The following is a 26,054-nucleotide window of genomic DNA, read 5'->3' as shown; positions in this document are numbered from 1 at the left end:
CTGTATTCCTATTCGCCTTTAAAAATGCCTACATAAGTTGCTTGCGTATTCGATTTACTCGCGCGATACATCCCCGACGTGTTAAACGGTAAACTAATATTGCCCTGCGTGTCGATAATAATAACACCGCCTGTACCACCTATTGGCTTTAATACCTTGTTTATTACTTCATCACCGGCTTGGGCGATTGTACTGCCTTGGTATTTAACACGAGCGCAAATATCACTTGCCACGTTGTAGCGAATAAAATATTCACCATGGCCGGTTGCTGATACCGCACATGACTCATTCTCAGCAAACGTACCAGCACCTATAACAGGAGCATCTCCAACACGGCCGTAGCGCTTTGCCGTCATTCCACCGGTTGATGTGCCTGCAGCTAAATTACCATTTTTATCAAGAGCAACAGCGCCAACAGTGCCCATTTTAAAGTTATTAGGGAGCGCATTGTGTGCGGCTTGATATGACTTAGTTGTTGCTTTGGCTTTATCGAGCTTATCTTTTGCTTTAAGCAGAGCATCGTAACGATGTTTAGTATCAAAAATATTATTTTCGATAAGTTCAATACCTTGCTCTTTTGCAAATTCCTCAGCACCTTGTCCACTGAGCATAACGTGCACTGAGTTATCCATAACTAAACGAGCAAGTTTAATTGGGCTCTCTACATGTTTTACACCTGCAACAGCCCCAGCTTGGCGGTTACGCCCGTCCATAATTGATGCGTCGAGTTCATGCCCACCGTCGTATGTATATACTGCACCGCGCCCTGCATTAAAAAACTCAGACTGTTCTAATACTGTAATTGCAGCAGTCACCGCATCTAAGCTTTCCCCGCCTTTTTCAAGTACGCTGTAACCTGCTTCAACAGCTTCGGATAATTTAGCACGATAGGCTTTTTCTTGCTCAGGTGAAAATTTTGCTTTATCTATTGTTCCTGCGCCACCATGAATGGCAATGGCAAGCGGAGATTCTTCACTTAGTACACTGTGACTAAACCCTATGCTCGCACTGGCTAAAATAGATAATAAGATTATTTTTTTCATGACTGGCCCTTATCAAAAAAGTATTAAAACCAATGTGAACGGTTAAAACGTAAATTTCAACTAAAGTAAGTTTAAAGGTATAAAAAAAGCGCCTTGAGGCGCTTTTATAGTAAACGTGTTTAAATTAAGCTTGTTTAGCTTTTAAACGCGCTAAACGTGCTACTTGGTGAGTAGACGTTAAGAAAGAGTAAATTGGTGCTAAATAGCCGCGCTTACGAAGCTCTAAGAAGTCTGCATCGCTTAGCTCATTTAGTTTTTTCTCGTCGATAAGATAAATACCGTTGATGTCTTTTTTCTCGCCTTTGATGTCTACTGTTAACGTTTGTGCTATCAGTAGCTCTTTGTCAGCAAGGAATTTAGTGAACGCATCTGTTACTTGAGAAAATTCAATGAAAGACACTAGCGACTCTTTGCGACGTTTTAGGTAATCTGTTTCTTCACCGTTTTCAAATAACGCATTACCGTCTGTTTCGCTTACAAGTGGGCTTGCTTCATCAATAACAATACCAAATTGGTCTTGCTCTGGGTGTTTAACTAAACCTAGTGGGTAACGTGTAGACGCCATTGGTGCAAAAGAAGCTGTCCATTTGTCGCCTTCAACAAATAAGTTTTCGCCTGGCTCTAAGCCAAACATTGCAACTGCTTGGAAAGTACCTGCTTCGTTATTTTTAACAAACGACATAGGAAACTCATTTGCTACACGCGCAAACTCATGTGCTACTACAGGCACTAAATGTTGAGTTTTCATAAATTCTACATTGATGCCGTTTTGAATTTTAATGTTGGCATGTTTTTCATTGTGTAAAGGCTGTACTTGTTGCTCCGCCATGTTACTGCTCCGTTTCTAATTTTATAAGTTTCATTGTTAATGCACTAAGGCTAATGCTTTTGAGGCGAAAAAGGAAGGGAAAGTTTTATGACATAAGCCATCTAAAAATAAAATTTAAATAAATCTGCACGTTGCCAAAAAACATACACGTAATAATTTTAAAATACGCTTAAAAATAAAGCGTTACGCGGCTATTTTGCATACAAGACTAAGCAACCCATTTACAATAGTTAACAGATTTTCACCTATAAACTTACTCATATTGGAGAATATTTAAACAAACAAAAAGGCAGCTAATTTAGCTGCCTTTATAAAATTGAGTGAGTACTGCAAATTTGATTAAATTATGGAGCCCAATACACTTCAATATTTATATCAGGATGGTTTAGCACAGCACGCAGAGGCATATCGTTAACATCGCCCCCTGCTTTAGCTTGCTTATAAACAGCGAGCTTTTCTTCACCGCTAATAAGTAGTTTTACCACTTTAGAATTTGCTATTGCATGCAAGGTAAGCGTCATACGCTCGGTAATACTCCCCGTCACGTCGCTTTGTATTGCGTTAATCGCACAAACCGTTTGAGTGGTGGTTAAACCATGCTCTAACCCATCTGCGTGTGGAAACAAAGACGCAGTGTGCCCATCAGGCCCCATACCTAAAATAGTTACATCATAAGGCGCTTTGAGTGCACTATACGCGGCTTCACATTTTTCAGCACCTTGTTGTGCAGTAGAAGCATCGTTTTTCATTGTTATAAAGTTAGCTGCATTGCCAAAATTTTGCAACAACGTACTTTTAATGAAAGCTTCATTACTTTTCTCGTGATTTGGCTCAACCCAGCGCTCATCAACCATGGCTACATCAACGTTCTGCCAATCTAAATCAAGAGTTGATAAATGCTTATATGCTGCAGCGGGTGATGACCCGCCTGATACCATTAGTACCGCGCGGCCATCATCTTTAATACCATCTATTAATGATTGTTCTAAGGTTGCCGATAACTCTTTTGTGAGAGCATCTTTATCATCAAAAAATTTTTCAACTAAAGTCGCCATAATTATGCCTTATCACCTGTGTTAAACCACAAGTGGTTGTTTTCTGCTAATAACTCATCGGCATCATCAGGCCCCCACGTTCCGGCGCGGTAAAGTGCAGGCTTACCTTTATCTTGCCAACGCTCAACAATCGGGTCAATCCATTTCCATGCTTGACGAACTTCATCACGATGAATAAACAACGATGGGTTATTTGCAGCCGCATCAAGCATTAAACGTTTGTATGCATCAGAATGGAAACCATTGCTGTAAGCTTGTGATAACTCAATGTTCATCGTTACCGGCTCTAATTGCATTTCAAGGTTATCCAAACGCTTTGACATAAGCGTTAGCTGAATCGTTTCTTCAGGTTGAAGGCGAATAACTAAGCGGTTTGGTTCAATGTTGCCAACATTTTCTTCATAAATATTGTGCGATACTTTTTTGTACTCAACCACTATTTCAGCACAACGTTTTGCCATGCGTTTACCTGTACGAAGGTAAAATGGTACGCCAGCCCAACGCCAATTATCAATGTGTGCACGAATAGCCACAAAGGTTTCTGTTTTACTAGCGCCTTCGTTTAGCTCTTCTAGGTAGCCAGGAACTATTTTTCCGTTTAAATCGCCCGGTACATATTGACCGCGTACAATGTTGCTATCAACATCTGAATCAAAAAGTGGACGAAGCGCTTCGAGTACTTTTAGTTTTTCGTTACGAATACTATTAGCATTAAGCTTATTAGGTGCTTCCATTGCAACAAGGCACAAAAGCTGTAATAAGTGATTTTGAACCATATCACGAAGTGCACCGGCTTTGTCGTAAAACCCAGCTCTGCTCTCAAGGCCTACGGTTTCAGAAAGACTAATTTGAATATTATCAATCGATTTAGCATCCCACATGTTTTCAAATAATGAATTTGAAAAACGCAGTGCCATTAGGTTTTGTACTGTTTCTTTACCTAAGTAATGGTCTATACGGAAAATTTGGTCTTCTTCAAAAAATTCAGCAATTTTAGCATTTATTGCTTCTGCAGATTCACCACAGTAACCGATTGGTTTTTCTACTACTACACGCGATGTTGGCGTAATCAAATCTTTTGTAGAAAGAATTTCACAACACTTGCCATAAACGGCTGGTGGTAAAGATAAGTAAAACACGCGAGATTTAGTGCTATCGTGCTCATCTAAGATCTCTTTAAGCACATCCCAGTTATCGTCAGCTTCAGTAACATTACTCACCACTGGCACTAAGTAAGTAGAAAATGCTTTCCAATCTTTGGCGTTAAATTCACCTTTACTTAAAAACTCTTGCAGTGCTTTGTGCGCTGTTTCAATGTATTCGGCACGTTTGCTTTCTTCACGAACTGTTGGCAGGATGCGTGAGCCTTCAGGTAGGTTCCCTTCTTGATATGCTCTGTACATTGCAGGTAGTAATTTGCGTAACGCAAGATCACCACCGCCCCCAAAAATTATGATATCAAAAGGATTAAGCATAGTTACTCTCTACGTTGTGATACCCCGTCCTAAATAAGTTCGCGGGTATGCCTGTTTATAACTTGGATGATGGTAGCTTTTATAATGTGTTAAAAGCCTGCTGAATTGTTCTTAATTGATGATGTATTATTATTTTTTTATCATCTACGCTTTATTAAATGAGCCTTAGGATTCTGTATCTCCTCTCACAAAAATACAGACCCTAAGCACTCCAGCGCTACCCGTTCAAAGGTACTCGGTTTACCTACTTTTAAGTAGGTTAAATTGTCACTGCGTACGGTGTTGCTTATAGTACGCCATCAGTCCACTTGTAGAGCTATCGTGATCGTGATTTACACTATCATCTGTCAGCTCACTTTCAATTTTAGATGCCAAGCCTTTACCCAGCTCAACACCCCATTGATCAAATGAACAAATGTCTAAAATTATGCCTTGGCAAAAGATTTTGTGTTCGTATAACGCAATTAAACGCCCTACCGTTTTAGCATCAACAGTGTCTAGCAACATTGATGTTGTTGGACGGTTTCCTTGATGAATTTTGTGATTTAGTAGTTCATCAATCTGCGCCTGCGATTTACCTTTAGCTGTTAAGTCGGCTGTAACTTGTTCTGCATCAACGCCACTCATCATTGCTTCTGTTTGAGCAAAAAAGTTTGATAATAAAATGTCATGATGCTTATCAACATTAATTTGTGGTTTAACAGAGGCAATAAAATCTGCTGGCACAATCACGTTGCCTTGGTGCAGGCATTGATAAAACGCGTGCTGACCGTTAATACCAGTCATACCCCAAATGATTGGTACCGTGGTGTACGGTACTACTTTGCCTGCAAAGTTAACATGCTTACCGTTACTTTCCATTTCACCTTGTTGTAAATACGCAGGTAACATGTGAAGAGATTGGTCGTAAGGTAAAATTGCTTGCGACGTATACCCTAAAAAGCTGGTATTCCAAACACTTAACAAAGCCATTATTAAAGGAATATTCTGCTCAAGCGGCGCATTTTTAAAGTGTTCATCAACTTCAAAAGCACCTGTTAGTATTTCTTCAAATGCGTCATAACCTAAATACAGCGCAATTGGTAAGCCTATCGCACTCCATAATGAAAAGCGACCTCCTACCCAATCCCACATAGTGAATACGTTTTCATCAGCAATACCAAAGGCAGCTGTTTTTTCTAAATTTGTACTTACTGCAACAAAATGTTTAGCAATTGTGCTTTCATCTTTTGTTGTTTTTAAAAACCAATCTACCGCTGTTTTAGCGTTCGTCATGGTTTCTGATGTGGTAAATGTTTTTGACGAGATAACAAATAATGTTGTTTCAGGATCAATATTTTTAAGTACAGAAGCAATTTGTACACCATCAGCATTTGACACGTAATGCACATTTAACGTGTTGTCTGCGAGTGCTTTTAACGCCTCAGTTGCCATTTGAGGACCTAGATTCGACCCGCCTACCCCAATGCTAACAACGTCTTTCACCGCTTTACCCGTATAACCAAGCCATTGGCCGCTTCGCACTTTTCCAACAAATACTTTAATTTTGGCAAGCTCATTATCAACCGCTTGCGTTACGTTTTCTCCATCAACAATTAATGGAGTATGTGCACGATTACGTAATGCAGTATGCAGTACAGAGCGTTCTTCAGTGATGTTGATTTTCTCACCGCTAAACATTTTGTCTCGCCAAGAGGCAATATCGCACTCTTTAGCAAGCGACACTAAATTAGCAAAAACATCGTTATCAATTAATTGTTTAGAGTAGTCGAATAATACACCTGGGATCTGAGTTGAAAACTTAGAAAAGCGGGTACCGTCTTGTGCAAATAACGTTTTAAGATGTGTTTGTTTCATCTTAGCAGCACTTTGTTCAAGGGCTTGCCAACTTGCTAATTGCGTTCGGTTCGACATTTAAATATCCTCTAAAAATTTTAACCGGTTGATTTATAGTTTCTTTTTATAATGTAAAAGTCTTTAACACGCGCTAAACACACTAAAATAAAACGCCGATAGTATAGTTAAAAACGTGAAAAAAGCGCTGCTTTTACTATTTTATACGCAGATGATAACGCAATTTTTGTCTTTTGACACCGGTATCATAAATATTTTGCAAATTATTTTACCCGCAATTTCAAAGGCACCCATAAAGCTTAATCGATTAAGCTGCTATGTTCGTGAATTTTACTAAACGTTCAGTACTTTTTTAATAGTTATGACATTTATGTGAATAAATAAAAAATCGGCTACCAGAGCCGATTTAATTTGAATCCTATTAGTGTCGTATAATTAGAGGCTCAATGCCAAACCACCCTCTAAGTTATATACTGTTTGATACCCTAGTTGCGTTAGGTTAGCAGCCGCAAGCTTTGATCGGTTACCGCTACGACACAACAATATATATTTACCGCTTTTACTAAGCTGACCTTCCATCAATGCGTGAGTCATTCTACTAAGCGGTATATTAAGTGTTTTTATTTTTTTGGTGCGAAACAATTGCGATACATTATTAGCACCATGCTCGTATGGCTCTCTAGTATCAATCAAATATGCATCGTTTTTAGTAAGCATTGCCTTTGCACTATCAAAATTTAATTGCTGAATAGATAATTCGGGCAACGCGGTGACATAACCACACAATTGTGACCTCGATTTTTCTTTAGCCTGATCATCAAGCTGTTTTTTAGTAACAAATTCATCAATACTCATTTGGCCGTTTATTAATCCGTTTAATAAAGGTGTTTGTTGTTGCTCTGCCTCCCAGTTCATCGCAAAACATTGTAAATAATCATGTCCTGAGCAAATCACACTTGTTTTATCTAGCTGCTCAGCAAGCGCTAGAATAGAATGAGCCATGGTCTTTGCACTGCCACCAGCTAAAGACGTGTTCCCCAAGCCTGCGGGTAATATTAGGTCACCACAAAAGCAATAATTGATGTGATTATCTTCATTTTTTAGAACATAACTTACGCTATCTTCACTGTGCCCTGGTGTGGCTATTTTTTCTAATCGTTGGTTATTAAGGTCAATATACGCTGCATGTATTGGCCACCCCAGTTTATCTATTTCAATGTCATCGCATCGACTCCCTAATACACTGCGTAATAAAGTAACGCCGCAATGGCGCTCTTGGTGAGCGTGTGTATTAAGCACTGCCTTAATAGTGAGGTTTTGTGTATTAGCTATTTTTTCTAAACGCGGTATGATCTCTACAATAGGATCTATAATAATTGCCTGTTTATTCTCACTTACATATAACCAGCAACAGGCTCCTTGGTGCCTAAACTGCGTTAAACCAAGCGCGCACACATCTTGGTGAGGTGTTGCGCTATCAGATACGATTAAACAGTTAGCCTGCAAAATGGCTTTTAATGCACGTATAGATTCACACGCATTTGCAATTTCTTCGGCTGTAGCTGCGGGACCAAACGATAGCCTAATTGCATTTTCACTCTGCCATTGGTTAACACCCATAGCATCAAGCACAAAGCTTGTCGAAGAACCCGTGCTACATGCAGACCCTCCACTGACACGAATACCAGCAGCATCAAATAAATCAATCACTTCTTTGCTTGTTAGTTCATTTACCGCAAAGTTGAGTGTTGTTGGTACCGAATGCTCAAAACTATGATTAAACGTAACATCACCAAAAGTATCTTCAATCGCGCATTTTATTTGCGCGCGGTAGCTATTGAGCACATCGATTGGTTTAAACGTTGTATCTGACCTGTCTAGCAGTAAGCTAAATAGTTTATTTAACCCGGCAATACCGGGTAAGTTCTCGGTACCCGAACGCATACCGCTCTCTTGCCCGCCCCCTGCTATAAACGGTGTATAGGCACTGCCAGCTCGTATATATAAAAAACCGATGCCTTTGGGTGCATAAAGTTTATGGCCCGAAAAGGGAGCATAATCTATTGTAGTCGCGCTTAGATTGAGTTGCTTTTTGCCCAATGCCTGAACACAATCGACCATCCACGACACGTCAGGGTTTAAAAAACGAATCGTTTGTTCAATAGCATCTAAATCTTGATACACACCGGTTTCATTGTTTACCGCCATTGTGCATATCATAAGCGCATTAGGAATGTGTTCTGCAATAAAAGTAAGGTCTAGAATACCATTGCTATCTACCGGAATTGCCAATATTTTAGCATTAATGCCCAATACATCATTCCAATGCTTTAAGGTATTAGGTACCGCTTTGTGCTCAGTAGCGCCATACAATAGCACTGGATTATCTATTTTATGAGTTTTAGCATTAATGAGTGTGGATACGACAGCGGTTTGAATGCCTTCAGTCGCGCCAGAGGTAAACAAAATATTTCCCTCTTTTGCGCCTATCACTGTTCGTGCGTTTTCACGGGTTTGCTCTAACAAATGCTTAGCTTGAATACCTGTAATGTGTGGGCTTGATGGGTTACCAAAGCAAATTTGCATTGTATGAGAAACCACCTGAGCAATGCATGGCAACACCGGCGTTGTTGCATTTGCATCGAGGTAAATTTGCTCAGAGCTAAATAAACAGTCAGACATCTAAAAACGCACCTTATTACTAAAAGATATATCTTATTACCAATATTACATAACTTTAGACGTATTGAGTAATAATCAATTAGTACTGACGGTGCGTTTTCTATGCCTTTTTGAACTAACCCTCTGTCAGTTTATTATTTAGTTCTTCTTGCGTTGAAGACCAAGCGGTAATCAATGCCTTAACAAGCGAAGCCAAAGGAATGGCAAAAAATACCCCCCAAAAGCCCCAAAGACCACCAAAAAACAAAACTGCGACAATTATAAATACAGGATTTAAGTCGACCGCTTCTGAAAATAACAATGGCACAAGTACATTGCCATCAAGGGCCTGAATAATCCCGTAAATAATCAAAATAGTCCAAAATTGAGTTTCTAATCCAAATTGAAATAACGCCACAGCAGCGACCGGAATAGTCACCAGCGCAGCACCCACAAACGGAATTAACACAGAAAAACCAACTAACACACCTAATAAGGCTGCGTAGCGTAAATCTAAAAATGTAAACGCGATAAACGAAACGCCACCTACAATTAAAATTTCAAACACTTTCCCGCGAATGTAATTCATAATTTGTTGGTTCATTTCATTCCATACTTGCAAAATTAAACGGCGCTGTTGCGGAATTAATTTAGCCACACTACCCGTTAACTCGAGCTTATCTTTAAGCATAAAAAACACCAGCAACGGCACAAGTACAAGATAAATTAACCACGCTACAACATCTTTTAGCGACGTTAATGAAAACGATAAAACCACTTGGCCAAACTCAATTACTTTAGCCTCGACAGTAGCAACAATGCCTTGTACTTGGTCGGCATTTATTAAACTTGGGTATTGCTCGGGTAAGGCAACTAAATACGACTTACCTTGCTCTAACATATGAGGGGTTTCTTGCACTAAGTTACTGGTTTGTTTCCAAAGAACAGGACCAATCACTAAAATTAAAGTAAGCATAATGCCTGTAAATATAAGCATTACGATCACGGTTGCTGTAAAACGGCGTAAACCAAAACGCTCTAAGTGAACAACTGGCCAATCAAGTAAATAGGCAATAACTAATGCCACTAAAACCGGCACAATTAACGAGCCAAAAAAGTACAGTAAGGCAACAGAAACGAGTAGTAAAAATAATAAGGTGACCGAATGAGGATCAGAAAATTTTCTTTCGTACCATGTTTTTATATATTCAAACACGTAATGGCTCCACTAATAATAAACCTTGTTGTTTATCTAAGTTGTAACTGTAAGCATATTTTTTTAAATATCGCTCAATATCATCCATGCTCTCATCACTATTTACACTAAAAGTGATGGCTTGCCGAGTAGATAATGCTTCACGTAGCCCTAATTTAAACTGAATAAACTGTTGAGGACATCTATAACTTCGTAAATCTTGGTGTAACATACTCGCTTTACCGATTTATTAAAATGAATAATAAGTCGCATTGCTGTGCATCAGTAGCCAGTAAAATATCAACAAATGTAACTTTTTCTTAAAACAATGCCTGCAATGGTTTATTCTGTAATACATAGTTAGTAGTAAGGACAGGTTAATGTCTCGCACGCATAATAAAGCGCATTTACCAAGTAATCCAACACTCAAAGAGATTAATTGGTATAAAAAGCAAATAAATTGGGGGGAGCTTCCTCCTTTTTATCATTTAGTTGCCTCTTCGGTTAGCGAGTCTGAAGGTGTTTTAGAGCATGGATTTGATAACGCCGTAAAACAACTTATCGATAGACGTAACTGGAATCTAGACATACTCGACGGCTTTGAGGACGATTTAGGTGAGATCCATACCAAACATAAACCTCGCATTGCATTACATCAGGTATTTACAGACAGGGGCTTTGAACTGTGGGCACTGCCTTATGCAAAAGATATTGTTGTTGACCAATACATAAAAGATAACCGCTTTATGGAATTTAGAGTGTGGGATCCGCATTCAATGAAAGTACTATTAAGGTTAAATCAATTACATAAGTTTATTGGTTTTTACTTTGAGCGCGGTGATAAAGCCGATAAAGCCCTCATTTTGCACTCACACAAAGTGGTTCATAAAATTATTACTTTTTTGCAGCGAGAGTTGAACGTAATAAAGATAGATGGAGTCTCAATAAAAGAACTCTACCAGTTGTGCGAAAAAGACAGCCGTGCAAGCAGTGACGAAATAGACATAGCCAAAATTGCCATTGGCGAGCCAATAAACAAGGAATAAGATGCAGCTAAAATCAGCCTTTATCTCTTTATGCAGTGCCGTACTTACATTTAGCCTTCTAGTAAGTGAGCCATTAAAGGCGCAAACTAACTTTAATCTTCCTGATTTGGGAACTTCTGCATTACAAGTACTCCCCCTCGAAAAAGAACAAGCGATTGGGGAAGTAATGATGATGCAAATACGTGGTGGTTCACCGATTATTAACGACCCCGTATTAGATGAATACCTAACTACCATTGGTAGAAAGCTTGTTGCAAACGCAAACGATGTACGTTTTCCGTTTTCATTTTTTTGGATCAATAACTCTGACATTAACGCTTTTGCTTTTTACGGCGGACATGTTGGTGTTCATACAGGTCTTATTGCGCAAGCCGATAGCGAAAGTCAGTTTGCATCTGTACTCGGTCACGAAATCGCTCATGTCACTCAGCGCCATTTAGCACGCAGAATCCAGCAACAACAAGATAACAGCGCAATGACTATAGCGGGGATGATTGCCGGTATTTTAGCAACTATTGTTGCCCCTGACGCTGGTATTGCCATTATTTCAGCTAGCCAAACACAATCTGCCTTTAGCCAATTAACGCACAGTCGCTCTGCTGAACAAGAAGCTGATCGAATAGGCATGCAAACACTTAACAATGCAGGATTTGATGCGCGTGCATCTAGCGACTTTTTGACTAAACTGGCTGCACAAATTCGTTATAAGTATAAACCACCTGCATTTTTGCTTACTCACCCACTGCCAGAAAGTCGAGTGTCTGATGTACGTCTTCGTGCTGAGCAGTACCCAAAGCGTCGCTTACCTGCAAGCCTCGAATTTAACCTTGCTAAAAGCCGAGTACTTGCGCGTTACGACAACAAACCAGAAAATGCTGAAGCCTTATTTAGAAAACTTCTTCGTGAAAACAGCTACAGCAATACAGCACTTAATTACGGTTTAGCGTTAAGTTTACTTGATCAAGAAAAACTTGATGAAGCAGACACTATTTTAAGCAAGCTATTAAAAAGTGACCCTAAGAATTTATTTTATATTGATACGCAAACTGATTTACTGATAGCGCAAAAAAAAGCAGACGAAGCCGTTTCATTTTTAGCTGAACTACATAATTACCGCCCTAACAATCAAGTAATTACGCTCAACTATGCAAATGCAGCATTAGAAGCTAAGCAATATGAACTTGCTGAAAACGTGCTTAAAGGTTTTTTATTAGAAAAACCAGAGCATAGTTTAGGTAAAGAGCTACTGGCTGACGCGTACAAAAAACAAGACAAATTGGCGGCCTATCACGAGGCAAACGCTGACGTGCTATCTCAATACGGTGCTTATATGAAAGCCGCTGATGAAATCCAAAAAGCGCTTAACTTCGTAGAATCAACAGAGTTAATAAAACAGCAGCGATTAAAAGCATTACTTACTCAGTACCGCCGTTTACAAAAAGAGCTTGCAAGGCTTTAAGTCTGCAAGCTGTTGCCCTAAAATAGAGGCAATTCACACTATGGAAACTTTTATGTCTGTTACTATTTATCATAATCCGCGTTGTTCTAAATCGCGTGAAACACTTGCCCTTTTACAAAGTAAATCAATTGAGCCCACCGTTGTTGAGTATTTAAAAACGCCTTTATCATCTGATCAAATTACTACACTTATAGACCAACTTGGTTTTAGCTCTGCTCGTGATTTAATGCGTACAAAAGAAACCGAGTACAAAACGCTAAATTTAAAAGACGAAACAAACGAAACCACGCTTATAAACGCCATGGTTCAGCATCCAAAATTAATTGAACGCCCTATTGTTGAACACAATGGTAAAGCCGCAATTGGTCGCCCACCAGAAAACGTTTTAAGCGTTTTATAATGAGTACAACCATCGTGGTACTTTACCACTCGAGCCATGGCTCCGTTGAAGCAATGGCTCATGAAATAGCTGAGTCAATAGAGCAACAAGGCGCAAAAGCCCTACTGAGAACGTTTGTAGCTAAAAACCCGCACGACATTGTTATTAGTAAAGATGACCTTATAGAGTGTGATGGCTTGGCTTTTGGTACACCTACCCGATTTGGTATGATGGCCTCTCAAGCCAAAGCATTTTGGGAAACCACCAGCGAGCTATGGCTCAAAGGCCAACTAATTGATAAGCCCGCATGTGTGTTTTCATCGTCAAGCAGTATGCACGGCGGCAATGAGGCCACACTGCTTAATTTATCATTGCCCTTACTACACCACGGAATGATGCTACTTGGTGTACCTTACGATGTGCCCGAATTATTATGCACTCAAACTGGCGGGACCCCCTATGGCGCTTCGCACGTTGCCGGTAGCAACAATAGTGCCCAGTTAAGTAAAGACGAAATTAAAATATGCCAAAGCGTTGGTATACGCCTGGCAAAAATTGCGAGTAAACTTCAATGAACACAGCGCAACCCCCTGCTAAAAAGCCAATAACCGTAAAATTTCAACGCATTGCTTTAATTGGCTATATTGGCCTGCTCATTTTAATGCCATTATGGATGTACTTTGTGCCGCCTCAAGAGGGCCCGCTCGATGTTACGTCGCTGTTTGTACCTATAATCCCTCTATTACTTCCACTCAGAGGTATTATAAAAGACAGTACTTATACCTACGCTTGGGCAAACTTTGTTGTCATGCTTTATTTTATTCATGGCTTAACTATGCTTTGGGTTGCACCTGATGAGCTGATTTGGGTGTTACTTGAGTTGTTGTTTGCATCTTTCATGTTTATTGGGTGTACTTATTATGCAAGACACCGCGGGCAAGAATTAGGCTTAAAAATTCGCAAACTAAAAGAAGATTTAGCCGACGAAAAAGTCGCTAACGAACTTAACAAGTAAAATAAAAAAGCGCGTTTACTATTGGGTAAACGCGCTTTTATACATTTTAAATACGTATTAACTATTTAAACCAATTCACTTAGTGCAGCCAACGTCACTATACCCGCTAAACCTAGCTGAGCTAATAAGCTCAATAACGAAAAGCCCCTCAATACAAATAACCCCCAAGGGTGTTTTATATGTGGATACAAAGCGCAGCGCTTTAAGCTCATAGCAAAGAAAAAGCAAATCACCGTAACCATAGTTAAACCAAGCGTCAGTTCACTTTTTATGGTCAGCGCTTCATCAAAAAAGAAAAATAACTGTAATGGCAATAATAAAGTCACAATAGCATGTAAAACATGCACTTTTTTAATACGATCAAATTGCCCTTCTGGGGATAGCTCTTTAATTCCAAAATCACGCTCTAGGCATTTAACTAGGTTTTGCGCTTTAATGCTCACAGCCAATCGGTAGCAACTCAGGCCCTCGTTATTACGCGCTCTAAAATCAAAGCCTGCTTTTATTAGCATCACCATTAACGATTCATTTTTTGAGAGCACAGCATAATGCAATGCAGTATTACCAAGGCTATCAAGGGCTTTTTTATCTTGCTTAGGTAGTAAGGTTTGCACAACGTTTACAAAACCACGCTCTGCCGCCCACATAAATGCCGTTTTACCGTTATCATCAGCTAATGTGCCTGTTGCACCTTGCTCAATAAAGCGCATAGCCATTGTTTGCTTGGCCGTTTTTTTACGTAAATGTGTTAGGAGCGCTTGCTCAAGTAAAACCACAGAATCAACATCAGGTGATACTTGTTTCAATAAAGTAAAATAGTCTTTACCCATTGCTACTTTGTCACTTGCAAGCCCACTTAACACTTCTAAGTCAGCAATTGACTCAGGTATAAAGTGACTTAAGCGATCTCTAAAATCAACTTCTTTCCATAGCGATAACGCATCAACAGCACTAAGCTTACTGCCATTATTTAAAGCATGTTCAATGAGCGTAAAATAGCGTTTGCTAAAAAATAAATTAAATAATGAAAGCGGTGTTTCAACTGCATTTTGTGCGGCAACACTTGCGTATTTCTCTAAACGCTGACACAACAATAGCACTAAGCTCTCTGGAGTATATTCGTTATCGTAAAAGTGGCTTTTCATTGCGCCTACGTATGCCTGTGCATCTTCGTCGTATTCACAAATATGTTGAAAATAGCATTCTTCAAAAGGTTCAAGCGGTGTTAACCACGCCAAATAATAAATCGGGGGCAAAACAGTGGTACACACACCATCGTCTTCATTGGTAGAACGACAAGCTGGCCAAGCTTCTAAAGCATCTAAAATAAAGGCACCGTTTTGCTCTACAAGGCCTTTAATGAGTAACGGATATTCCTTTGGCCAAATCAGTACATTTTCCATTAAAACAACACAACTCCAGTGTAGCTTGGGTAAGTGGTCAGGTTATAACAGCTTTCAGCTGACACCACGCTTAATCAAAGAGGCGATATTCTAGCACACCCAGATCGCCACGCTAGAACAAAGTAGATGAATAATGAAAAATATAAAAGCAGCCAAGTAAGTAATTACATGGCTGCTTTTTAGGTTGGAGTTGGGCTTAATCTCTTCCACACAAAAAGATTAATTATTTATTCTTTAACTCGCTAATTACTTGGTCAATGCCTACATCTGAAATGCGCTGAATTATCTCTTTTTGCTTAGCACTTAAAAGCGAAATACCCTCGGCTACAATATCATACACCTTCCATTGGTTATCTTTACCTAGGCGTAACTTAAAGCTTAAATCAATTGTGGGGGCGTTAGGCTCTATAATTTGCGTATTAACCGTGGCATATTCTGAATCGCTTTGTGCATTATTGTGTTCAAAAACCACTTTTTGGCCTGTGTATTTCATTAATGCACCGGCATATGTACCAGTTAAGTAATGCTCAACCGCGTTAATAAAATCAACAGCTTGTTGGCGCTCAATGCCTTTAATGTGTTTACCTAATAGTTTAAAAGACACAAACTTAATATCAATATGTGGCATTAAACGTTTTTCAACAATTCCCGACATTTCACTTTTACTGGCATTACCTTTACTGTTCACTTTACCTATATCAGCAAAAAGGGTGTCTGCTACAGACTCTAAAAGTATATCTGGTGATTGCTGAGCTTGTGCATAAAGCGATGTGCTTAAAAATGCGGTAGCAATTAAAAATAGTTTAATAAGTTTCATAATATTTTTTGTTTGTGTGATTAAGATAAGGCTAATTTACGTCATTAATACGCAATAAAAAAGGCACAAATAAGCAACTTATTAATGCCCAAAAAGCACCAATAAATTAAGTAATTAAATTTCAATAAGTTAATAAAACCTATTAACACACCGTATACATCCCCATTTTCTCTCGCCTTGAATTTATAACCTGCCCACCCTCATCATTTGTTTTTTCGATAAACCAACTATCAGCGAGCAGCTATGAAATCCTTTTTTAGAATACTTATTTTATTAATCGCCTCACTTTTTATTAATACCACAGCATTAGCGCAATCAAACCATGGCTACGCAGTCGACGTACTTAAAGGCACGGGTAATATAAATGGAATAAAATTAGCTTATCAATACCATATGCCAAAAATGCAAAACTTAGTTGGAGATACCCGCTTTTATATCGAAACCAGTGTAAACCTGTGGGAATTTGCGCATAGCCACCACTCACAATCCAACTTGGTATTAGCGGTATCGCCTGTATTGCAGTTTCCAGCGTTTAGTTTTAATAACACCCCGTTTTATGTTGAAGCAGGCATTGGTGTTTCACTTATTGACGAAACACAGTTTGGTGGTAAAAATTTAAGTAGCCATTATCAATTTGAAGATCGTATTGGACTCGTTGCCGACTTAGGCGATACAAACATTGCTTTGCGAATTATTCATTATTCTAATGCGGGGTTTCAAAAGCCCAATCCAGGCCTTGATTTTATGACCTTATCGGTTGCCAAGCGATTTTAATACTCTCTGATTTGTTTGCTGGTAATTACTATTTAAAAACGTAAAATAATCAGCAAACAAAAACTGAGAAATTAAAATGCAAACATGGCAAGTAATCCTCATTGTGGTGATGGTATTTGGTGTTGTAATAGGAAATATTGCCTTAATAAAACACAGTGCTAATATGGAATTTAAAAAGTCAGACTCGCACTTAAAAAACAAACAAGACACAAAAAAGCCCTGATAAATCAGGGCTTTTAATTTAAAAGATAAGCTTAACCAACAAGCCAATGTGCCATTAACGAAATAATCGGCAATGTTATAAGTGTTCTGAGAATAAATATTACAAACAGCTCAACAATGTTTACTGGAATTTTGCTTCCTAACAGCAGCGCCCCCACTTCAGACATATAAATAAGCTGAGTCACACTCATTGCGGCAATGATAAAGCGTGTTACATCACTCTCAATAGTCCCAGCTGCAAGGATTGAAGGGATAAACATATCGGCAAAACCAACCATGATTGTTTGTGCTGCAGCCTCAGCTTCAGGCACTTGCAACAATTCTAAAAATGGAATAAACGGCATACCTAAATATTGAAATAGCGGCGTGTATTCTGCAATGATTAATGCAAATGTACCCACTGCCATAACAACAGGTAGTACAGCAAATACCATATCAAGTGCGTTGTGTACGCCTTCTTTTAATGTCCCCACTATACCCGGCGATTTATCTGCCTTGGCCAACGCTATATCTAAAGAATGACCCACTAATGATTTACCTTCAGGCACCAGCTCTGCGTTTGCGTCAGGCTCTGAGCCATCAATAAGTAAATCTTTTTTAAACCTAAGCGGTGGCAAGCGCGGCACAATAATAGCAGCAGTAATACCTGCCAAGCACACCGTTAAATAAAACGGAGCGAATAAATACTCAAGCTTTACTTGGCCAATAACCACTAAACAAAACGTAATTGAAACAGCAGAAAATGTAGTACCGATAACAGCGGCTTCGCGTTGTGTGTAGTATTTATCCTCGTACTGGCGCGCAGTCATTAATATCCCCACACTCCCATCACCTAACCACGATGCCACACAGTTAACAGCACTTCGCCCTGGAACGCCAAATAACGGGCGCATTACTTTAGTTAATAACGTACCTACCAACTCAAGCAACCCAAAGTTAAGTAACAAAGGAAGTAAAAGTCCTGCCAGTATAAATACAGAAAACAACACAGGAAGTAAGTCGTTTAACACGAGTGCCCCTGTATTTTCAGACGTTATCGCATGCGGCCCCACGCCTAAAAAGGTCATTAATACAAATGCAGTACCGAATAAACGCGTAAGCAACCAAATCCAACTAACATTAAATAAGTGGTTTAACAGTGGTACTTTACAAATCACTTGAGGCTTAAAAACACTTACAATGAGTGAAAACGCACCCGTTATACAAATTATGGCAGTAATAATGGCCTGTGCTGTATCTGCAAAAAATACTTGCATGGCTTTGGCCATCATTGCAATAGGAATGGTCATTGCTTCACCGCTCGACACCGGCGTCATAAACAAAAACACACCAATTAACGAAGGCACAAGGAACGCAAACCAAGTACGCCAATCGTACTGAGGTGAAGTTGATAATTGAGACATATTTTTAACCTATAAAAACCACAAAAAGAGCTAAGCGCTCTTTTTGTGGTAAAACGTATTATTATTTATATTTTAATGCCGCGCTTAATAAGTGCTGCTTCTAGTGCTTGCTGTAAACCATTCATGGTACCTGGCTCTAGCGTTTCGCCTTTATCGTCCATCCAGGTTAAGCTTGTGCCACCTTGCTTGGTTTTACTCACTAAAATTTGGTATTGGCCTTCATCTATTGGTAATTGCGCAACATCGTCGCCCCAAATCGAATCCCACATACTGCTTTCTGGTGCTTTATAGTCAGCTGTAATTAAACCTGTATCTTGGTTTATTTCAACAATAGTAAACGACAAACGCTCTAAAAAGCCTGAAAAACGATCAAATACCGCATCGTAAGATTGCTCAGTAACCAGCGCTGCATTGCCTTTATTGTCAAAGCCCATTTCTAAAGAAATAATACCTTGGCGCTTGCGCATATCAACCTCAAGCTGGCGATAGCGGAAATCAAATTCAGTAATAACTTGGTTAAGTGCACGCACTTCTAATTGCTGTTTAAGCAAGTCTGTAAGTGTTGTATCACCTTTAAAATCGATTAACTCAGCACGTAAAGAGGCTGTACGTTCATGCGATTTTTTTTCAATAGAAAATCTAAAACGTTGCAGGTCATCGTTTTTTTCATCGCCCCACAACCAGCTTTCTTCGGTTTTAATAATTGCGTACCAATCGGTTTCAATAATACCAAGTAGCTTATCTTCTTTGGTTGTAGCGGTGTTATTTTCAGCTAAAACAGCTTTAATTGAATCCCAAATAAAGTCATCTAAATCAACAATGCCATCGTTTTTATCAAAATATACGCGTGCTAAATTATCAGCCTCTTCGACCCAGCTGCCTTTTGCTACAGTGAGTACTTGAGCTGGTGGACGATAATTGGTTGCGTCTGGATTATTGTTATATTGACCTACTTCCATTTTATAAACTGGATCTTGAGCCGGCTGAGATAAAGACGCTGGCGCTTTTACTGGCTCATGCGCGCGGTAATTACGTTCATTATGCGCATCGTTAACAAATACACTACACCCTGATAAACTTACCAATACACTTACTGCAAGTGCTTTTGGGATCCAATACTGCACAGATAATTCTCCTTAGCATACCCTTTAATTGTTTTAACAAATATATGAGTGGGTTATGCCGATTTGGTTCAGTGTAAAATCAATATTAACTTTACATTTTTATTTGGCTGCTTAATTACAATAAAGTTCAGCACCTCAACTTAGAAAAAACTAAGGGCAAATAAGCAAATTTTAACTATGGTACTTTCCTGTGCTAGTAAAAACAAGAAACACCGTACTTTAAACGCGCTTAATTAGCCCGCATTGTAGTTTACACACTGTTTTGTGTTAAACTTCGCCGCCGAGCAAGTCCTCGAGTGTATTTAGTAGTGTTATCCATTGCGTTGTTATAACCCTTGTAACTTAGGTATTTTAACCCATGACTGCATTTTCAAATCATCAAATTGTGTTAACTGCTATCGGCGAAGACAGGCCTGGTATTGTCAGTGAACTGACGCAATTAGTTAGCGACTGTCACTGCAATATTATTGACAGCCGCATTGCCATTTTAGGCTGCGAGTTTACCTTTATAATGTTATTGCAGGGCGATATGTCGGCCATTAGCCGAATTGAACATGTGTTACCAACCAAAGCAATGGAACTTGGCTTGTTAACCATGATGAAACGCACAACCAGCCATACCCCTAGCGAGTTTTGCGCCGGTTACACATTAGAATACACGGGTATAGATACCCCTGGTACGCTAAGCAAAGTGACACGCTTTTTTGCCGATAACCACATCAGCATTTGCTCTTTAAAGTCAGATACGTTTAATGAAGAAACTGACACTAAAATGCGCTGTGAAGTAGAATTTAATATCCCCATAGATGTAGACATAGATAAATTTAAAATTAGTTTTGAGAGCCTTTCTCATACCCTAAACGTAGATTATATTTTTAAACGCATTCGTTAAGGAAATAACATGAACACAATTAGCCCATTACAAGCTGGTGATACAGCACCCGCTTTTAGCTTACAAAACCAAAACGACGAAACAATCACATTAAGTGAATTGTTAAAAGAACAACAAGTACTTGTGTACTTTTACCCTAAAGCGTCTACACCAGGTTGTACCGTGCAAGCAGAAAACCTGCGCGACCAACAAGCTGAGCTTGCTAAGTTAAACACCCGTGTTGTAGGCATTAGCCCAGATCCAATTAAGCGCCTTAAAAACTTTGAAACTAAAAAAGAGCTTAACTTTGATTTACTCGCCGATGAAGATCACGCCATTGCTGAAGCATTTGGTGTATGGGGCTACAAAAAGTTCATGGGTAAAGAATACGACGGTATTCACCGCCTTACATTTTTAGTAGGCCAAGACGGTACAATTAAACACTTATTTGATAAATTTAAGACCAAAGATCATCACCAAGTGGTGCTTGATTATTTGGCGGCAGAATAAGCTCGCTAACTACGACCAAAAAAATACATAAAGCGTTGCCCTAGAGCAGCGCTTTTTTATGTTATTTACTAAATAACGTGGTTAAATAAAGCATCTTCGAAAAATAAATAAACAACTGCTCGTTTTGAATTTAAAGTTAAAGTTTGTTCCTTTTTGTTTTCACCAATACGCTCTATTAGGTTACTTATTTATGAGACAAGAATTAAGAACTAAAATAATTGAAGTATGTGATAAAAAAATTGCCAGTAAAGGTGATAATGTAGGTCTGTCTTTCTATGCTTTTTTTGCTAATAAAAACAACAATCCTGAACTTTTAATGGAAGCTGCTACTTGGTGGATTCAAACTCATCAGTTAGATCACTTCGTTAAAGCTCATAAAATAAAACAGATGGTGCTGAGTAATTTATAAGCCCTAAAGTGTTCATATTCAATGTGCATAATGCTTTAAGCAACAGTTAAAAGCGCGATTTAAAGTCTCTAAATCAAGGAGTGTGTATGTCTTTTGTAAAAAAGCTATTTCGGTGGTCACGAGGCAGGCAAAAATCGGGCTATGATAAAATGCTGCTTTGTGGTGCATTTTGGCCCATAAAGTTTGATGTGTATTTATTAAAGTTCCCAAAAGGAAGTGAAATACCACCGCACACTGATCTTGTTAAGGATGGTCAGCATTACAGACTAAATATTGTGTTAAAAAAAGCGGATATAGGCGGAGAGTTTATTTGCTCTAGCCTCATATTTGAAACAGAACGGATCAAGTTATTTCGCCCTGATATCAGCAAGCACCAAGTATCAAAGGTAGAAAAAGGTAACCGATATATACTCAGTATTGGCTGGATAAAAAACAAAATATAAGGATTAAAATTTGAAAAAGGCAGTTAAATTTAAAGCGTATTTAGTGGCTTTAATTACATGTATTATTGGGTTTCAGTTTTCGCCGGCAAGTAATCAGTTTTATGCAAACCCGTTTTATATTGGCGGTTTTATTTTTGCAATCGTACTAATTGTTAATGTTATTAATTACTTCTGCCCAAAGTGTAAGAAAAACCAAGTAATGCAATCGGCTAAAGGCTATCGCCTTCCAACAAATAAGTGCTATCACTGCGGGGAAGAAATTAACTAGCCTTGTCGGATGGCGCTTCGCTTATCCGCCCTTCGTGTTTAATTAATCAATTATGGGGGTTGCTATAAAGAAGATGGAGTTAGTATTAGGGTTGTGGTGTTGGGTTTCGTTTCACTCAACCCAACCTTTTATCTACAGAATATAACTTAACGCAGAGCAGCTTATCGCTTACAGCTAACCACTTAAAGCCGCCTTTGCGCATTAACTAATTCCCAAATACTTGTGTACTTGTATTGATAGGCGCCAGTTTTTGGCAATACAGGTATCGATTGCTAATTTGGTTGCTGATACTTTTTGGCTAATTGGCTGTAAGTAAACAAGCTTTGGGTTAACACCTGTTTTAGAAAATAATTCTTCAAGCTCTTCTACGTGCTTTTGCATCGCTACTGGGTGCTTGATCTCGTTGGCGCGTTTCATGGCGCTGGTAAGTACTTCATAACCGCCGCGCATGTTTATTTTAGGCGATACAGTAACCCATGTTTGCTCAGGGGCAAGTATTTCAAACGTGCCGCTGGTTTCTATTTGTGTAGTAAAGCCTTGTGCATGTAATAAGTTACATACTGGGTTTAAATCGAACATGCATGGCTCGCCACCAGTAATTACTACGTGCTTTGCGGTATAGCCACGTGATTTAAACAGCTCAAGTACTTGCTCGGCGCTGGCATCGGCCCAATGATCTGAGTCGGCTTTTTTCTCTACGGTTTCGTCAAGAGACACTTTGTATACGTTGTCTACATCCCATGTTTGTTTTGTGTCGCACCACGAACACCCTACAGGGCAACCTTGCAGGCGTAAAAATATTGAGGGTGTGCCAGTAAAGCTTGCTTCACCTTGAATGGTTTCAAACACTTCATTAATTTTGTACAAAAGAGATCTCACTTACTACCTAGCAGCAACATTGCTACTATTAAAGACGAAAAAGCGCTGAGCAAAAATTGTTATTTAAGCCGCGGCCGTGTAGTATATCGCGCCCTGATATAAACCTCTATTAAAACTAAGAGCAAAACAGATATGACGCAAAAAGTAGTTGTTATTTATTCCGGCGGTATGGACTCGTTCACCGTGTTAAATAAAGCCCTGCAACAAGGCCATGATGTATATGCCCTTTCGTTTGACTATGGTCAGCGTCATGTAAAAGAGCTTAAAGTTGCAGCGAATGTGTGTGAAAAACTCAATGTGCCACACAAAATAGTTGATATTTCAGCTATTAATCAGCTTATTGGTGGCTCATCATTAACCGATAACATTGATGTACCAGAAGGCCACTACGAAGAAGAAAGCATGAAAAGCACAATAGTGCCAAATCGAAATATGATTTTACTTTCTTTGGCTGTTGGTTATGCCGTATCACTAAAAGCAAGCCAAGTTTATTACGGTGCTCATTCTGGGGATCATGCTATTTACCCCGACTGCCGCCCTGAGTTTGTGAAGAAAATGGATGATGTGTGTCGTATAGCTAATTATGATGCCGTTGAAATTTTTAGCCCGTATTTGAATAACACCAAGATTGATATTTTAACTGACGGGATAAAAATGGGTTTAGATTACAGCCAAACATGGACATGTTACAACGGCCGTGAAAAGGCCTGTGGTAAGTGTGGTGCGTGCCAAGAACGTTTAGAAGCATTTGCACTAAACAATATTACAGATCCGTTAGAATACGAATAAGCAACACATAAATAAAAAAGAAAGGCTATGTTACATAGCCTTTTTTATTGCATAGTAAATTAATTACACGGCATTTCAGACTCTATAGCCAGCGCCTTACGCGAGCTTTATAGATAGTAAATTCATCACCAAATAATTTAGTAAGCGCACGTTCTTCTGGCATTATTTGAAACAACGTTAAATAGCCAATAAACCCAATAACACCTAACATTGCCCAAACAGAGCTTAACCACACACCCCACCCAGCTAAAATAAATGCAAATCCTAAATACATGGGATTACGTGAAATTCGGTAAATACCGCTGGTAACTAATTTTGATGCCTGTTCTGGTTTATTGGGGTTTACTGTGGTTTTGGCTAGCTTAAAGCTCACAACACCCGCAACACAGCTTGCACACCCAATAATAACTAAACTTGCCGCCAAGTAGGCAACAAATACAGTAAAGTCAATAACACTGTAATGCGCTATAAGCGCCATAATGCCTGCAAAAAATAGAACAACTATAACGGGAGGTATTTTATTATTTAGCATAATAACTCTCTGATAAAATTAGTTTATAAAATAGTGTGTTAGTAACTATATGGCGATTGATTTGACATTAAACAACCCTGTTACTGTATAAAGTATGAACACCAGACAAAAAGCACTGATTTACATGTATATAGCCACAGTGTTAATTGATTGATTTCAAATCATCGCCCTTTACAAATAAAGTTACAATTGTCAGCTTTATCTAAATTGAAGAAAGCGTATACTTTAAAAATAAAAATATAAAAGGAATATAGTTATGTCTGGTACTACGATGATTGTACTTATCGTGCTTATATCTGTGGGTTCGGGTGTGGTTTACGATATGTATAAAAAGCATTTAGAGTTTAAACATAAAATGCAAAACAACAATAGCGATGCTCATAAACAACTTGCTGAAACAAAAGCAGAAGTGGTTGCACTAAAAGAACGTGTACAAACACTCGAAGCCATTGTGACCGACTCAAGCTTTAACGTTAAGCAAGAAATCAACAAACTGTAAGCGTTGTTAAACGCTTACTTATTCGCTAAGGCCATTAAAGATAGTTTGGGTATAAATGGGCATTTTCTGGTTGCTCTATTCCATGGGCTGCTAAAAACCCACCTATAGCTTGTCCACACCCCTGAGGTGCCCGCCCGCTGTCTATTTCGAAGTTTAATTGATTAGCTTCTTGCTTACCCATTGAGCACAAATCAACTGTATTTGGTGAGCGCATTGCAATGCTTAACTTACCAATACTTTCTACCGCCACACTTTTACTAAAGCGGGCAAAACCTTGATACTTAAACTGCTCATTTACGTAGTCGTTGCTAGTATTAACTAAGGCTGTAATAAAACCATGTAAAAAGTGGTTAGTAGACGAACCCGTAGTTAAAAACGCTATTGTTTTGTTATTAAATTCATTAAGCTGAGCGTTGTCGCAATGAAGCTTTACTGTATACAAGTGTTGCTGCTCGTTTATAACTTGATGGCTGGTAAGCTCAACAGTCGAGTCAGCAAAAACAATACGGCTGATTAAATCATTAATGTCATCATTATGCCGAGCTTGTATGACTAGTTCAGGGTTTTGCGCCATGACAGGTAAGTCGTGGTGATTATTAAATGGTGTGCTAATTGCACCATTTTGTTTTAACTGAAACAACTCTCTCACTTCGTGCTCACGCGCTACTTTTAAAGCTAAAAAAGCAGTTTGAATAAGTTCTGAGGTCGGTAAGTTTTCTTCTACTATCCAGCGTCTACCAAATAGCAACTTTTTTGCTTTATCGGCATTTTGATGGCCACTTTTTTTGTAGTTGTCAGGGCTTAGTACTGCAACTTGTAGGTATATTTCATCGCCTTTTTGTGCAGCAAGAACTCTAAAGTGCGCCGAAAACTCTATGCTTTCGAGCACTTCATTTACACTTTCAAGTGTATGCTTATAACGTAAAAAATGCTGTGGAACGACCCAATTATTATTAGCTAATTGCACAAGCGGCGCATAGGGAATTGGCTGCTCGTAGCTATGTTGCCATTTTTTGTCGTTACTGAGTAACGTATTTAGGTGACTATTTTTATCTGACATAAATAAACCAAATAAACTCGCACTGGGCAAGATATTAACT

Annotated in this window: 29 protein-coding genes; 14 read left to right on the top strand and 15 right to left on the bottom strand. The window is 38.9% G+C overall.

Features of this window, described 5'->3' with window-relative positions; translation table 11 throughout:
* Positions 1-8: 8 nt before the first annotated feature.
* The 8 genes from MTP24_RS06180 to MTP24_RS06145 all read right to left on the bottom strand — a co-directional run bounded on the left by MTP24_RS06180 (position 9) and on the right by MTP24_RS06145 (position 10,344).
* Positions 9-1,043 (bottom strand): isoaspartyl peptidase/L-asparaginase, encoded by a 1,035-nt coding sequence (locus MTP24_RS06180; RefSeq protein WP_243533253.1) that lies wholly within the window; start codon positions 1,041-1,043, stop codon positions 9-11.
* Positions 1,044-1,167: 124 nt separating this feature from the next.
* A complete protein-coding gene (locus MTP24_RS06175; RefSeq protein ID WP_006792343.1) occupies positions 1,168-1,872 on the bottom strand; it encodes a SapC family protein in 705 nt (234 codons plus the stop codon).
* Between the two features lie 344 nt (positions 1,873-2,216).
* A complete protein-coding gene (pgl, locus tag MTP24_RS06170) occupies positions 2,217-2,927 on the bottom strand; it encodes a 6-phosphogluconolactonase (protein ID WP_006792342.1) in 711 nt (236 codons plus the stop codon).
* Between the two features lie 2 nt (positions 2,928-2,929).
* The gene (zwf, locus tag MTP24_RS06165; protein ID WP_008129781.1) at positions 2,930-4,402 is read right to left on the bottom strand and encodes a glucose-6-phosphate dehydrogenase; all 1,473 of its coding nucleotides are present in this window, start codon (positions 4,400-4,402) and stop codon (positions 2,930-2,932) included.
* 267 nt (positions 4,403-4,669) lie between these two features.
* Positions 4,670-6,316: a glucose-6-phosphate isomerase gene (gene pgi / locus MTP24_RS06160; RefSeq protein WP_243533251.1), complete on the bottom strand. Its 1,647-nt coding sequence runs from the start codon at positions 6,314-6,316 to the stop codon at positions 4,670-4,672.
* A 375-nt stretch (positions 6,317-6,691) separates the two neighbouring features.
* Positions 6,692-8,938, bottom strand: coding sequence for an aminotransferase class V-fold PLP-dependent enzyme (locus MTP24_RS06155; RefSeq protein WP_243533249.1), 2,247 nt, complete (start codon positions 8,936-8,938; stop codon positions 6,692-6,694).
* A gap of 115 nt (positions 8,939-9,053) precedes the next feature.
* Complete coding sequence (locus MTP24_RS06150; RefSeq protein WP_243533247.1) at positions 9,054-10,133, bottom strand: AI-2E family transporter; 1,080 nt, start codon at positions 10,131-10,133, stop codon at positions 9,054-9,056.
* Complete coding sequence (locus MTP24_RS06145) at positions 10,126-10,344, bottom strand: hypothetical protein (protein WP_008129787.1); 219 nt, start codon at positions 10,342-10,344, stop codon at positions 10,126-10,128. Before MTP24_RS06145 ends, MTP24_RS06150 begins: the two co-directional genes overlap by 8 nt.
* Positions 10,345-10,492: 148 nt before the next feature.
* Between MTP24_RS06145 and MTP24_RS06140 the strand changes: the two genes are divergently transcribed.
* The 5 genes from MTP24_RS06140 to MTP24_RS06120 are packed head-to-tail and all read left to right on the top strand — an operon-like array spanning position 10,493 to position 14,011.
* On the top strand, positions 10,493-11,158 hold the full coding sequence (locus tag MTP24_RS06140) for a hypothetical protein (protein WP_006792336.1): 666 nt from the start codon (positions 10,493-10,495) through the stop codon (positions 11,156-11,158).
* Position 11,159: 1 nt separating this feature from the next.
* Positions 11,160-12,617 carry a M48 family metalloprotease gene (locus MTP24_RS06135; protein ID WP_006792335.1) on the top strand — a complete coding sequence of 486 codons (1,458 nt, stop codon included), beginning with the start codon at positions 11,160-11,162 and terminating at the stop codon, positions 12,615-12,617.
* 52 nt (positions 12,618-12,669) lie between these two features.
* Positions 12,670-13,017, top strand: a complete 348-nt coding sequence (arsC, locus tag MTP24_RS06130; RefSeq protein WP_243533244.1) for an arsenate reductase (glutaredoxin) — start codon at positions 12,670-12,672, stop codon at positions 13,015-13,017.
* Complete coding sequence (wrbA, locus tag MTP24_RS06125; RefSeq protein WP_243533242.1) at positions 13,017-13,571, top strand: NAD(P)H:quinone oxidoreductase; 555 nt, start codon at positions 13,017-13,019, stop codon at positions 13,569-13,571. Before arsC ends, wrbA begins: the two co-directional genes overlap by 1 nt.
* Entirely contained in the window at positions 13,568-14,011 is a 444-nt protein-coding gene (locus tag MTP24_RS06120; protein WP_243533240.1) for a DUF2069 domain-containing protein, read from the top strand. Before wrbA ends, MTP24_RS06120 begins: the two co-directional genes overlap by 4 nt.
* A 65-nt stretch (positions 14,012-14,076) precedes the next feature.
* On the opposite strand, the gene MTP24_RS06115 is transcribed toward MTP24_RS06120, so the two are convergent.
* Both MTP24_RS06115 and MTP24_RS06110 read right to left on the bottom strand, forming a co-directional pair.
* Entirely contained in the window at positions 14,077-15,414 is a 1,338-nt protein-coding gene (locus MTP24_RS06115) for an ankyrin repeat domain-containing protein (protein ID WP_243533238.1), read from the bottom strand.
* Between the two features lie 223 nt (positions 15,415-15,637).
* Positions 15,638-16,231, bottom strand: coding sequence for an ABC transporter substrate-binding protein (locus MTP24_RS06110; RefSeq protein ID WP_006792330.1), 594 nt, complete (start codon positions 16,229-16,231; stop codon positions 15,638-15,640).
* A 243-nt stretch (positions 16,232-16,474) separates the two neighbouring features.
* On the opposite strand from MTP24_RS06110, the gene MTP24_RS06105 reads away from it, so the two are divergent.
* Both MTP24_RS06105 and MTP24_RS06100 read left to right on the top strand, forming a co-directional pair.
* On the top strand, positions 16,475-17,005 hold the full coding sequence (locus tag MTP24_RS06105; protein WP_010557548.1) for an acyloxyacyl hydrolase: 531 nt from the start codon (positions 16,475-16,477) through the stop codon (positions 17,003-17,005).
* Between the two features lie 76 nt (positions 17,006-17,081).
* Entirely contained in the window at positions 17,082-17,228 is a 147-nt protein-coding gene (locus MTP24_RS06100) for a DUF2897 family protein (RefSeq protein WP_006792328.1), read from the top strand.
* A 31-nt stretch (positions 17,229-17,259) separates the two neighbouring features.
* On the opposite strand, the gene MTP24_RS06095 is transcribed toward MTP24_RS06100, so the two are convergent.
* The gene (locus MTP24_RS06095; RefSeq protein ID WP_243533236.1) at positions 17,260-18,630 is read right to left on the bottom strand and encodes a YjiH family protein; all 1,371 of its coding nucleotides are present in this window, start codon (positions 18,628-18,630) and stop codon (positions 17,260-17,262) included.
* A 65-nt stretch (positions 18,631-18,695) separates the two neighbouring features.
* Entirely contained in the window at positions 18,696-19,754 is a 1,059-nt protein-coding gene (gene bamC / locus MTP24_RS06090; protein WP_006792326.1) for an outer membrane protein assembly factor BamC, read from the bottom strand.
* A 358-nt stretch (positions 19,755-20,112) separates the two neighbouring features.
* Between bamC and MTP24_RS06085 the strand changes: the two genes are divergently transcribed.
* The 5 genes from MTP24_RS06085 to MTP24_RS06065 all read left to right on the top strand — a co-directional run bounded on the left by MTP24_RS06085 (position 20,113) and on the right by MTP24_RS06065 (position 22,255).
* A complete protein-coding gene (locus MTP24_RS06085) occupies positions 20,113-20,646 on the top strand; it encodes an ACT domain-containing protein (RefSeq protein ID WP_008129801.1) in 534 nt (177 codons plus the stop codon).
* A 9-nt stretch (positions 20,647-20,655) separates the two neighbouring features.
* Entirely contained in the window at positions 20,656-21,135 is a 480-nt protein-coding gene (gene bcp, locus MTP24_RS06080) for a thioredoxin-dependent thiol peroxidase (protein ID WP_243533234.1), read from the top strand.
* Between the two features lie 190 nt (positions 21,136-21,325).
* On the top strand, positions 21,326-21,544 hold the full coding sequence (locus tag MTP24_RS06075) for a DUF6500 family protein (RefSeq protein ID WP_006792323.1): 219 nt from the start codon (positions 21,326-21,328) through the stop codon (positions 21,542-21,544).
* A gap of 86 nt (positions 21,545-21,630) precedes the next feature.
* Entirely contained in the window at positions 21,631-21,987 is a 357-nt protein-coding gene (locus MTP24_RS06070; RefSeq protein WP_243533232.1) for a 2OG-Fe(II) oxygenase, read from the top strand.
* A gap of 10 nt (positions 21,988-21,997) precedes the next feature.
* Positions 21,998-22,255 carry a hypothetical protein gene (locus MTP24_RS06065; RefSeq protein ID WP_243533230.1) on the top strand — a complete coding sequence of 86 codons (258 nt, stop codon included), beginning with the start codon at positions 21,998-22,000 and terminating at the stop codon, positions 22,253-22,255.
* A gap of 201 nt (positions 22,256-22,456) precedes the next feature.
* Here the strand turns inward: MTP24_RS06065 and queE are convergent, their stop codons facing one another.
* Positions 22,457-23,122, bottom strand: coding sequence for a 7-carboxy-7-deazaguanine synthase QueE (gene queE, locus MTP24_RS06060; RefSeq protein WP_243533678.1), 666 nt, complete (start codon positions 23,120-23,122; stop codon positions 22,457-22,459).
* 120 nt (positions 23,123-23,242) lie between these two features.
* Here queE and queC point away from each other — a divergent pair, with 120 nt between their 5' ends.
* Positions 23,243-23,923 carry a 7-cyano-7-deazaguanine synthase QueC gene (queC, locus tag MTP24_RS06055; RefSeq protein WP_336624191.1) on the top strand — a complete coding sequence of 227 codons (681 nt, stop codon included), beginning with the start codon at positions 23,243-23,245 and terminating at the stop codon, positions 23,921-23,923.
* Between the two features lie 82 nt (positions 23,924-24,005).
* Here queC and MTP24_RS06050 read toward each other — a convergent pair whose 3' ends face one another.
* Positions 24,006-24,455, bottom strand: a complete 450-nt coding sequence (locus MTP24_RS06050) for an isoprenylcysteine carboxylmethyltransferase family protein (RefSeq protein WP_006792319.1) — start codon at positions 24,453-24,455, stop codon at positions 24,006-24,008.
* Between the two features lie 256 nt (positions 24,456-24,711).
* Between MTP24_RS06050 and MTP24_RS06045 the strand changes: the two genes are divergently transcribed.
* The gene (locus MTP24_RS06045) at positions 24,712-24,954 is read left to right on the top strand and encodes a hypothetical protein (RefSeq protein ID WP_008129811.1); all 243 of its coding nucleotides are present in this window, start codon (positions 24,712-24,714) and stop codon (positions 24,952-24,954) included.
* Between the two features lie 34 nt (positions 24,955-24,988).
* On the opposite strand, the gene MTP24_RS06040 is transcribed toward MTP24_RS06045, so the two are convergent.
* Positions 24,989-26,014, bottom strand: a complete 1,026-nt coding sequence (locus MTP24_RS06040; protein WP_243533224.1) for a hypothetical protein — start codon at positions 26,012-26,014, stop codon at positions 24,989-24,991.
* Positions 26,015-26,054: the final 40 nt, after the last annotated feature.

The sequence above is a fragment of the Pseudoalteromonas sp. APM04 genome (genome assembly GCF_022809815.1).
GTDB classification, from domain to species: Bacteria; Pseudomonadota; Gammaproteobacteria; order Enterobacterales; family Alteromonadaceae; genus Pseudoalteromonas; species Pseudoalteromonas marina.
Note: the sequence above shows the minus strand (reverse complement) of the source record. Positions and strands in the feature narration are given on the sequence as shown.

What these genes read in the sequence shown, in the direction of transcription:
- MTP24_RS06180 (WP_243533253.1), bottom strand. Translation starts at nt 1,043, where the DNA reads ATGAAAAAAATAATCTTATTATCTATTTTAGCCAGTGCGAGCATAGGG.
- MTP24_RS06175 (WP_006792343.1), bottom strand. Translation starts at nt 1,872, where the DNA reads ATGGCGGAGCAACAAGTACAGCCTTTACACAATGAAAAACATGCCAAC.
- pgl (WP_006792342.1), bottom strand. Translation starts at nt 2,927, where the DNA reads ATGGCGACTTTAGTTGAAAAATTTTTTGATGATAAAGATGCTCTCACA.
- zwf (WP_008129781.1), bottom strand. Translation starts at nt 4,402, where the DNA reads ATGCTTAATCCTTTTGATATCATAATTTTTGGGGGCGGTGGTGATCTT.
- pgi (WP_243533251.1), bottom strand. Translation starts at nt 6,316, where the DNA reads ATGTCGAACCGAACGCAATTAGCAAGTTGGCAAGCCCTTGAACAAAGT.
- MTP24_RS06155 (WP_243533249.1), bottom strand. Translation starts at nt 8,938, where the DNA reads ATGTCTGACTGTTTATTTAGCTCTGAGCAAATTTACCTCGATGCAAAT.
- MTP24_RS06145 (WP_008129787.1), bottom strand. Translation starts at nt 10,344, where the DNA reads ATGTTACACCAAGATTTACGAAGTTATAGATGTCCTCAACAGTTTATT.
- MTP24_RS06140 (WP_006792336.1), top strand. Translation starts at nt 10,493, where the DNA reads ATGTCTCGCACGCATAATAAAGCGCATTTACCAAGTAATCCAACACTC.
- MTP24_RS06135 (WP_006792335.1), top strand. Translation starts at nt 11,160, where the DNA reads ATGCAGCTAAAATCAGCCTTTATCTCTTTATGCAGTGCCGTACTTACA.
- arsC (WP_243533244.1), top strand. Translation starts at nt 12,670, where the DNA reads ATGTCTGTTACTATTTATCATAATCCGCGTTGTTCTAAATCGCGTGAA.
- wrbA (WP_243533242.1), top strand. Translation starts at nt 13,017, where the DNA reads ATGAGTACAACCATCGTGGTACTTTACCACTCGAGCCATGGCTCCGTT.
- MTP24_RS06120 (WP_243533240.1), top strand. Translation starts at nt 13,568, where the DNA reads ATGAACACAGCGCAACCCCCTGCTAAAAAGCCAATAACCGTAAAATTT.
- MTP24_RS06115 (WP_243533238.1), bottom strand. Translation starts at nt 15,414, where the DNA reads ATGGAAAATGTACTGATTTGGCCAAAGGAATATCCGTTACTCATTAAA.
- MTP24_RS06110 (WP_006792330.1), bottom strand. Translation starts at nt 16,231, where the DNA reads ATGAAACTTATTAAACTATTTTTAATTGCTACCGCATTTTTAAGCACA.
- MTP24_RS06105 (WP_010557548.1), top strand. Translation starts at nt 16,475, where the DNA reads ATGAAATCCTTTTTTAGAATACTTATTTTATTAATCGCCTCACTTTTT.
- MTP24_RS06100 (WP_006792328.1), top strand. Translation starts at nt 17,082, where the DNA reads ATGCAAACATGGCAAGTAATCCTCATTGTGGTGATGGTATTTGGTGTT.
- MTP24_RS06095 (WP_243533236.1), bottom strand. Translation starts at nt 18,630, where the DNA reads ATGTCTCAATTATCAACTTCACCTCAGTACGATTGGCGTACTTGGTTT.
- MTP24_RS06085 (WP_008129801.1), top strand. Translation starts at nt 20,113, where the DNA reads ATGACTGCATTTTCAAATCATCAAATTGTGTTAACTGCTATCGGCGAA.
- bcp (WP_243533234.1), top strand. Translation starts at nt 20,656, where the DNA reads ATGAACACAATTAGCCCATTACAAGCTGGTGATACAGCACCCGCTTTT.
- MTP24_RS06075 (WP_006792323.1), top strand. Translation starts at nt 21,326, where the DNA reads ATGAGACAAGAATTAAGAACTAAAATAATTGAAGTATGTGATAAAAAA.
- MTP24_RS06070 (WP_243533232.1), top strand. Translation starts at nt 21,631, where the DNA reads ATGTCTTTTGTAAAAAAGCTATTTCGGTGGTCACGAGGCAGGCAAAAA.
- MTP24_RS06050 (WP_006792319.1), bottom strand. Translation starts at nt 24,455, where the DNA reads ATGCTAAATAATAAAATACCTCCCGTTATAGTTGTTCTATTTTTTGCA.
- MTP24_RS06045 (WP_008129811.1), top strand. Translation starts at nt 24,712, where the DNA reads ATGTCTGGTACTACGATGATTGTACTTATCGTGCTTATATCTGTGGGT.
- MTP24_RS06040 (WP_243533224.1), bottom strand. Translation starts at nt 26,014, where the DNA reads ATGTCAGATAAAAATAGTCACCTAAATACGTTACTCAGTAACGACAAA.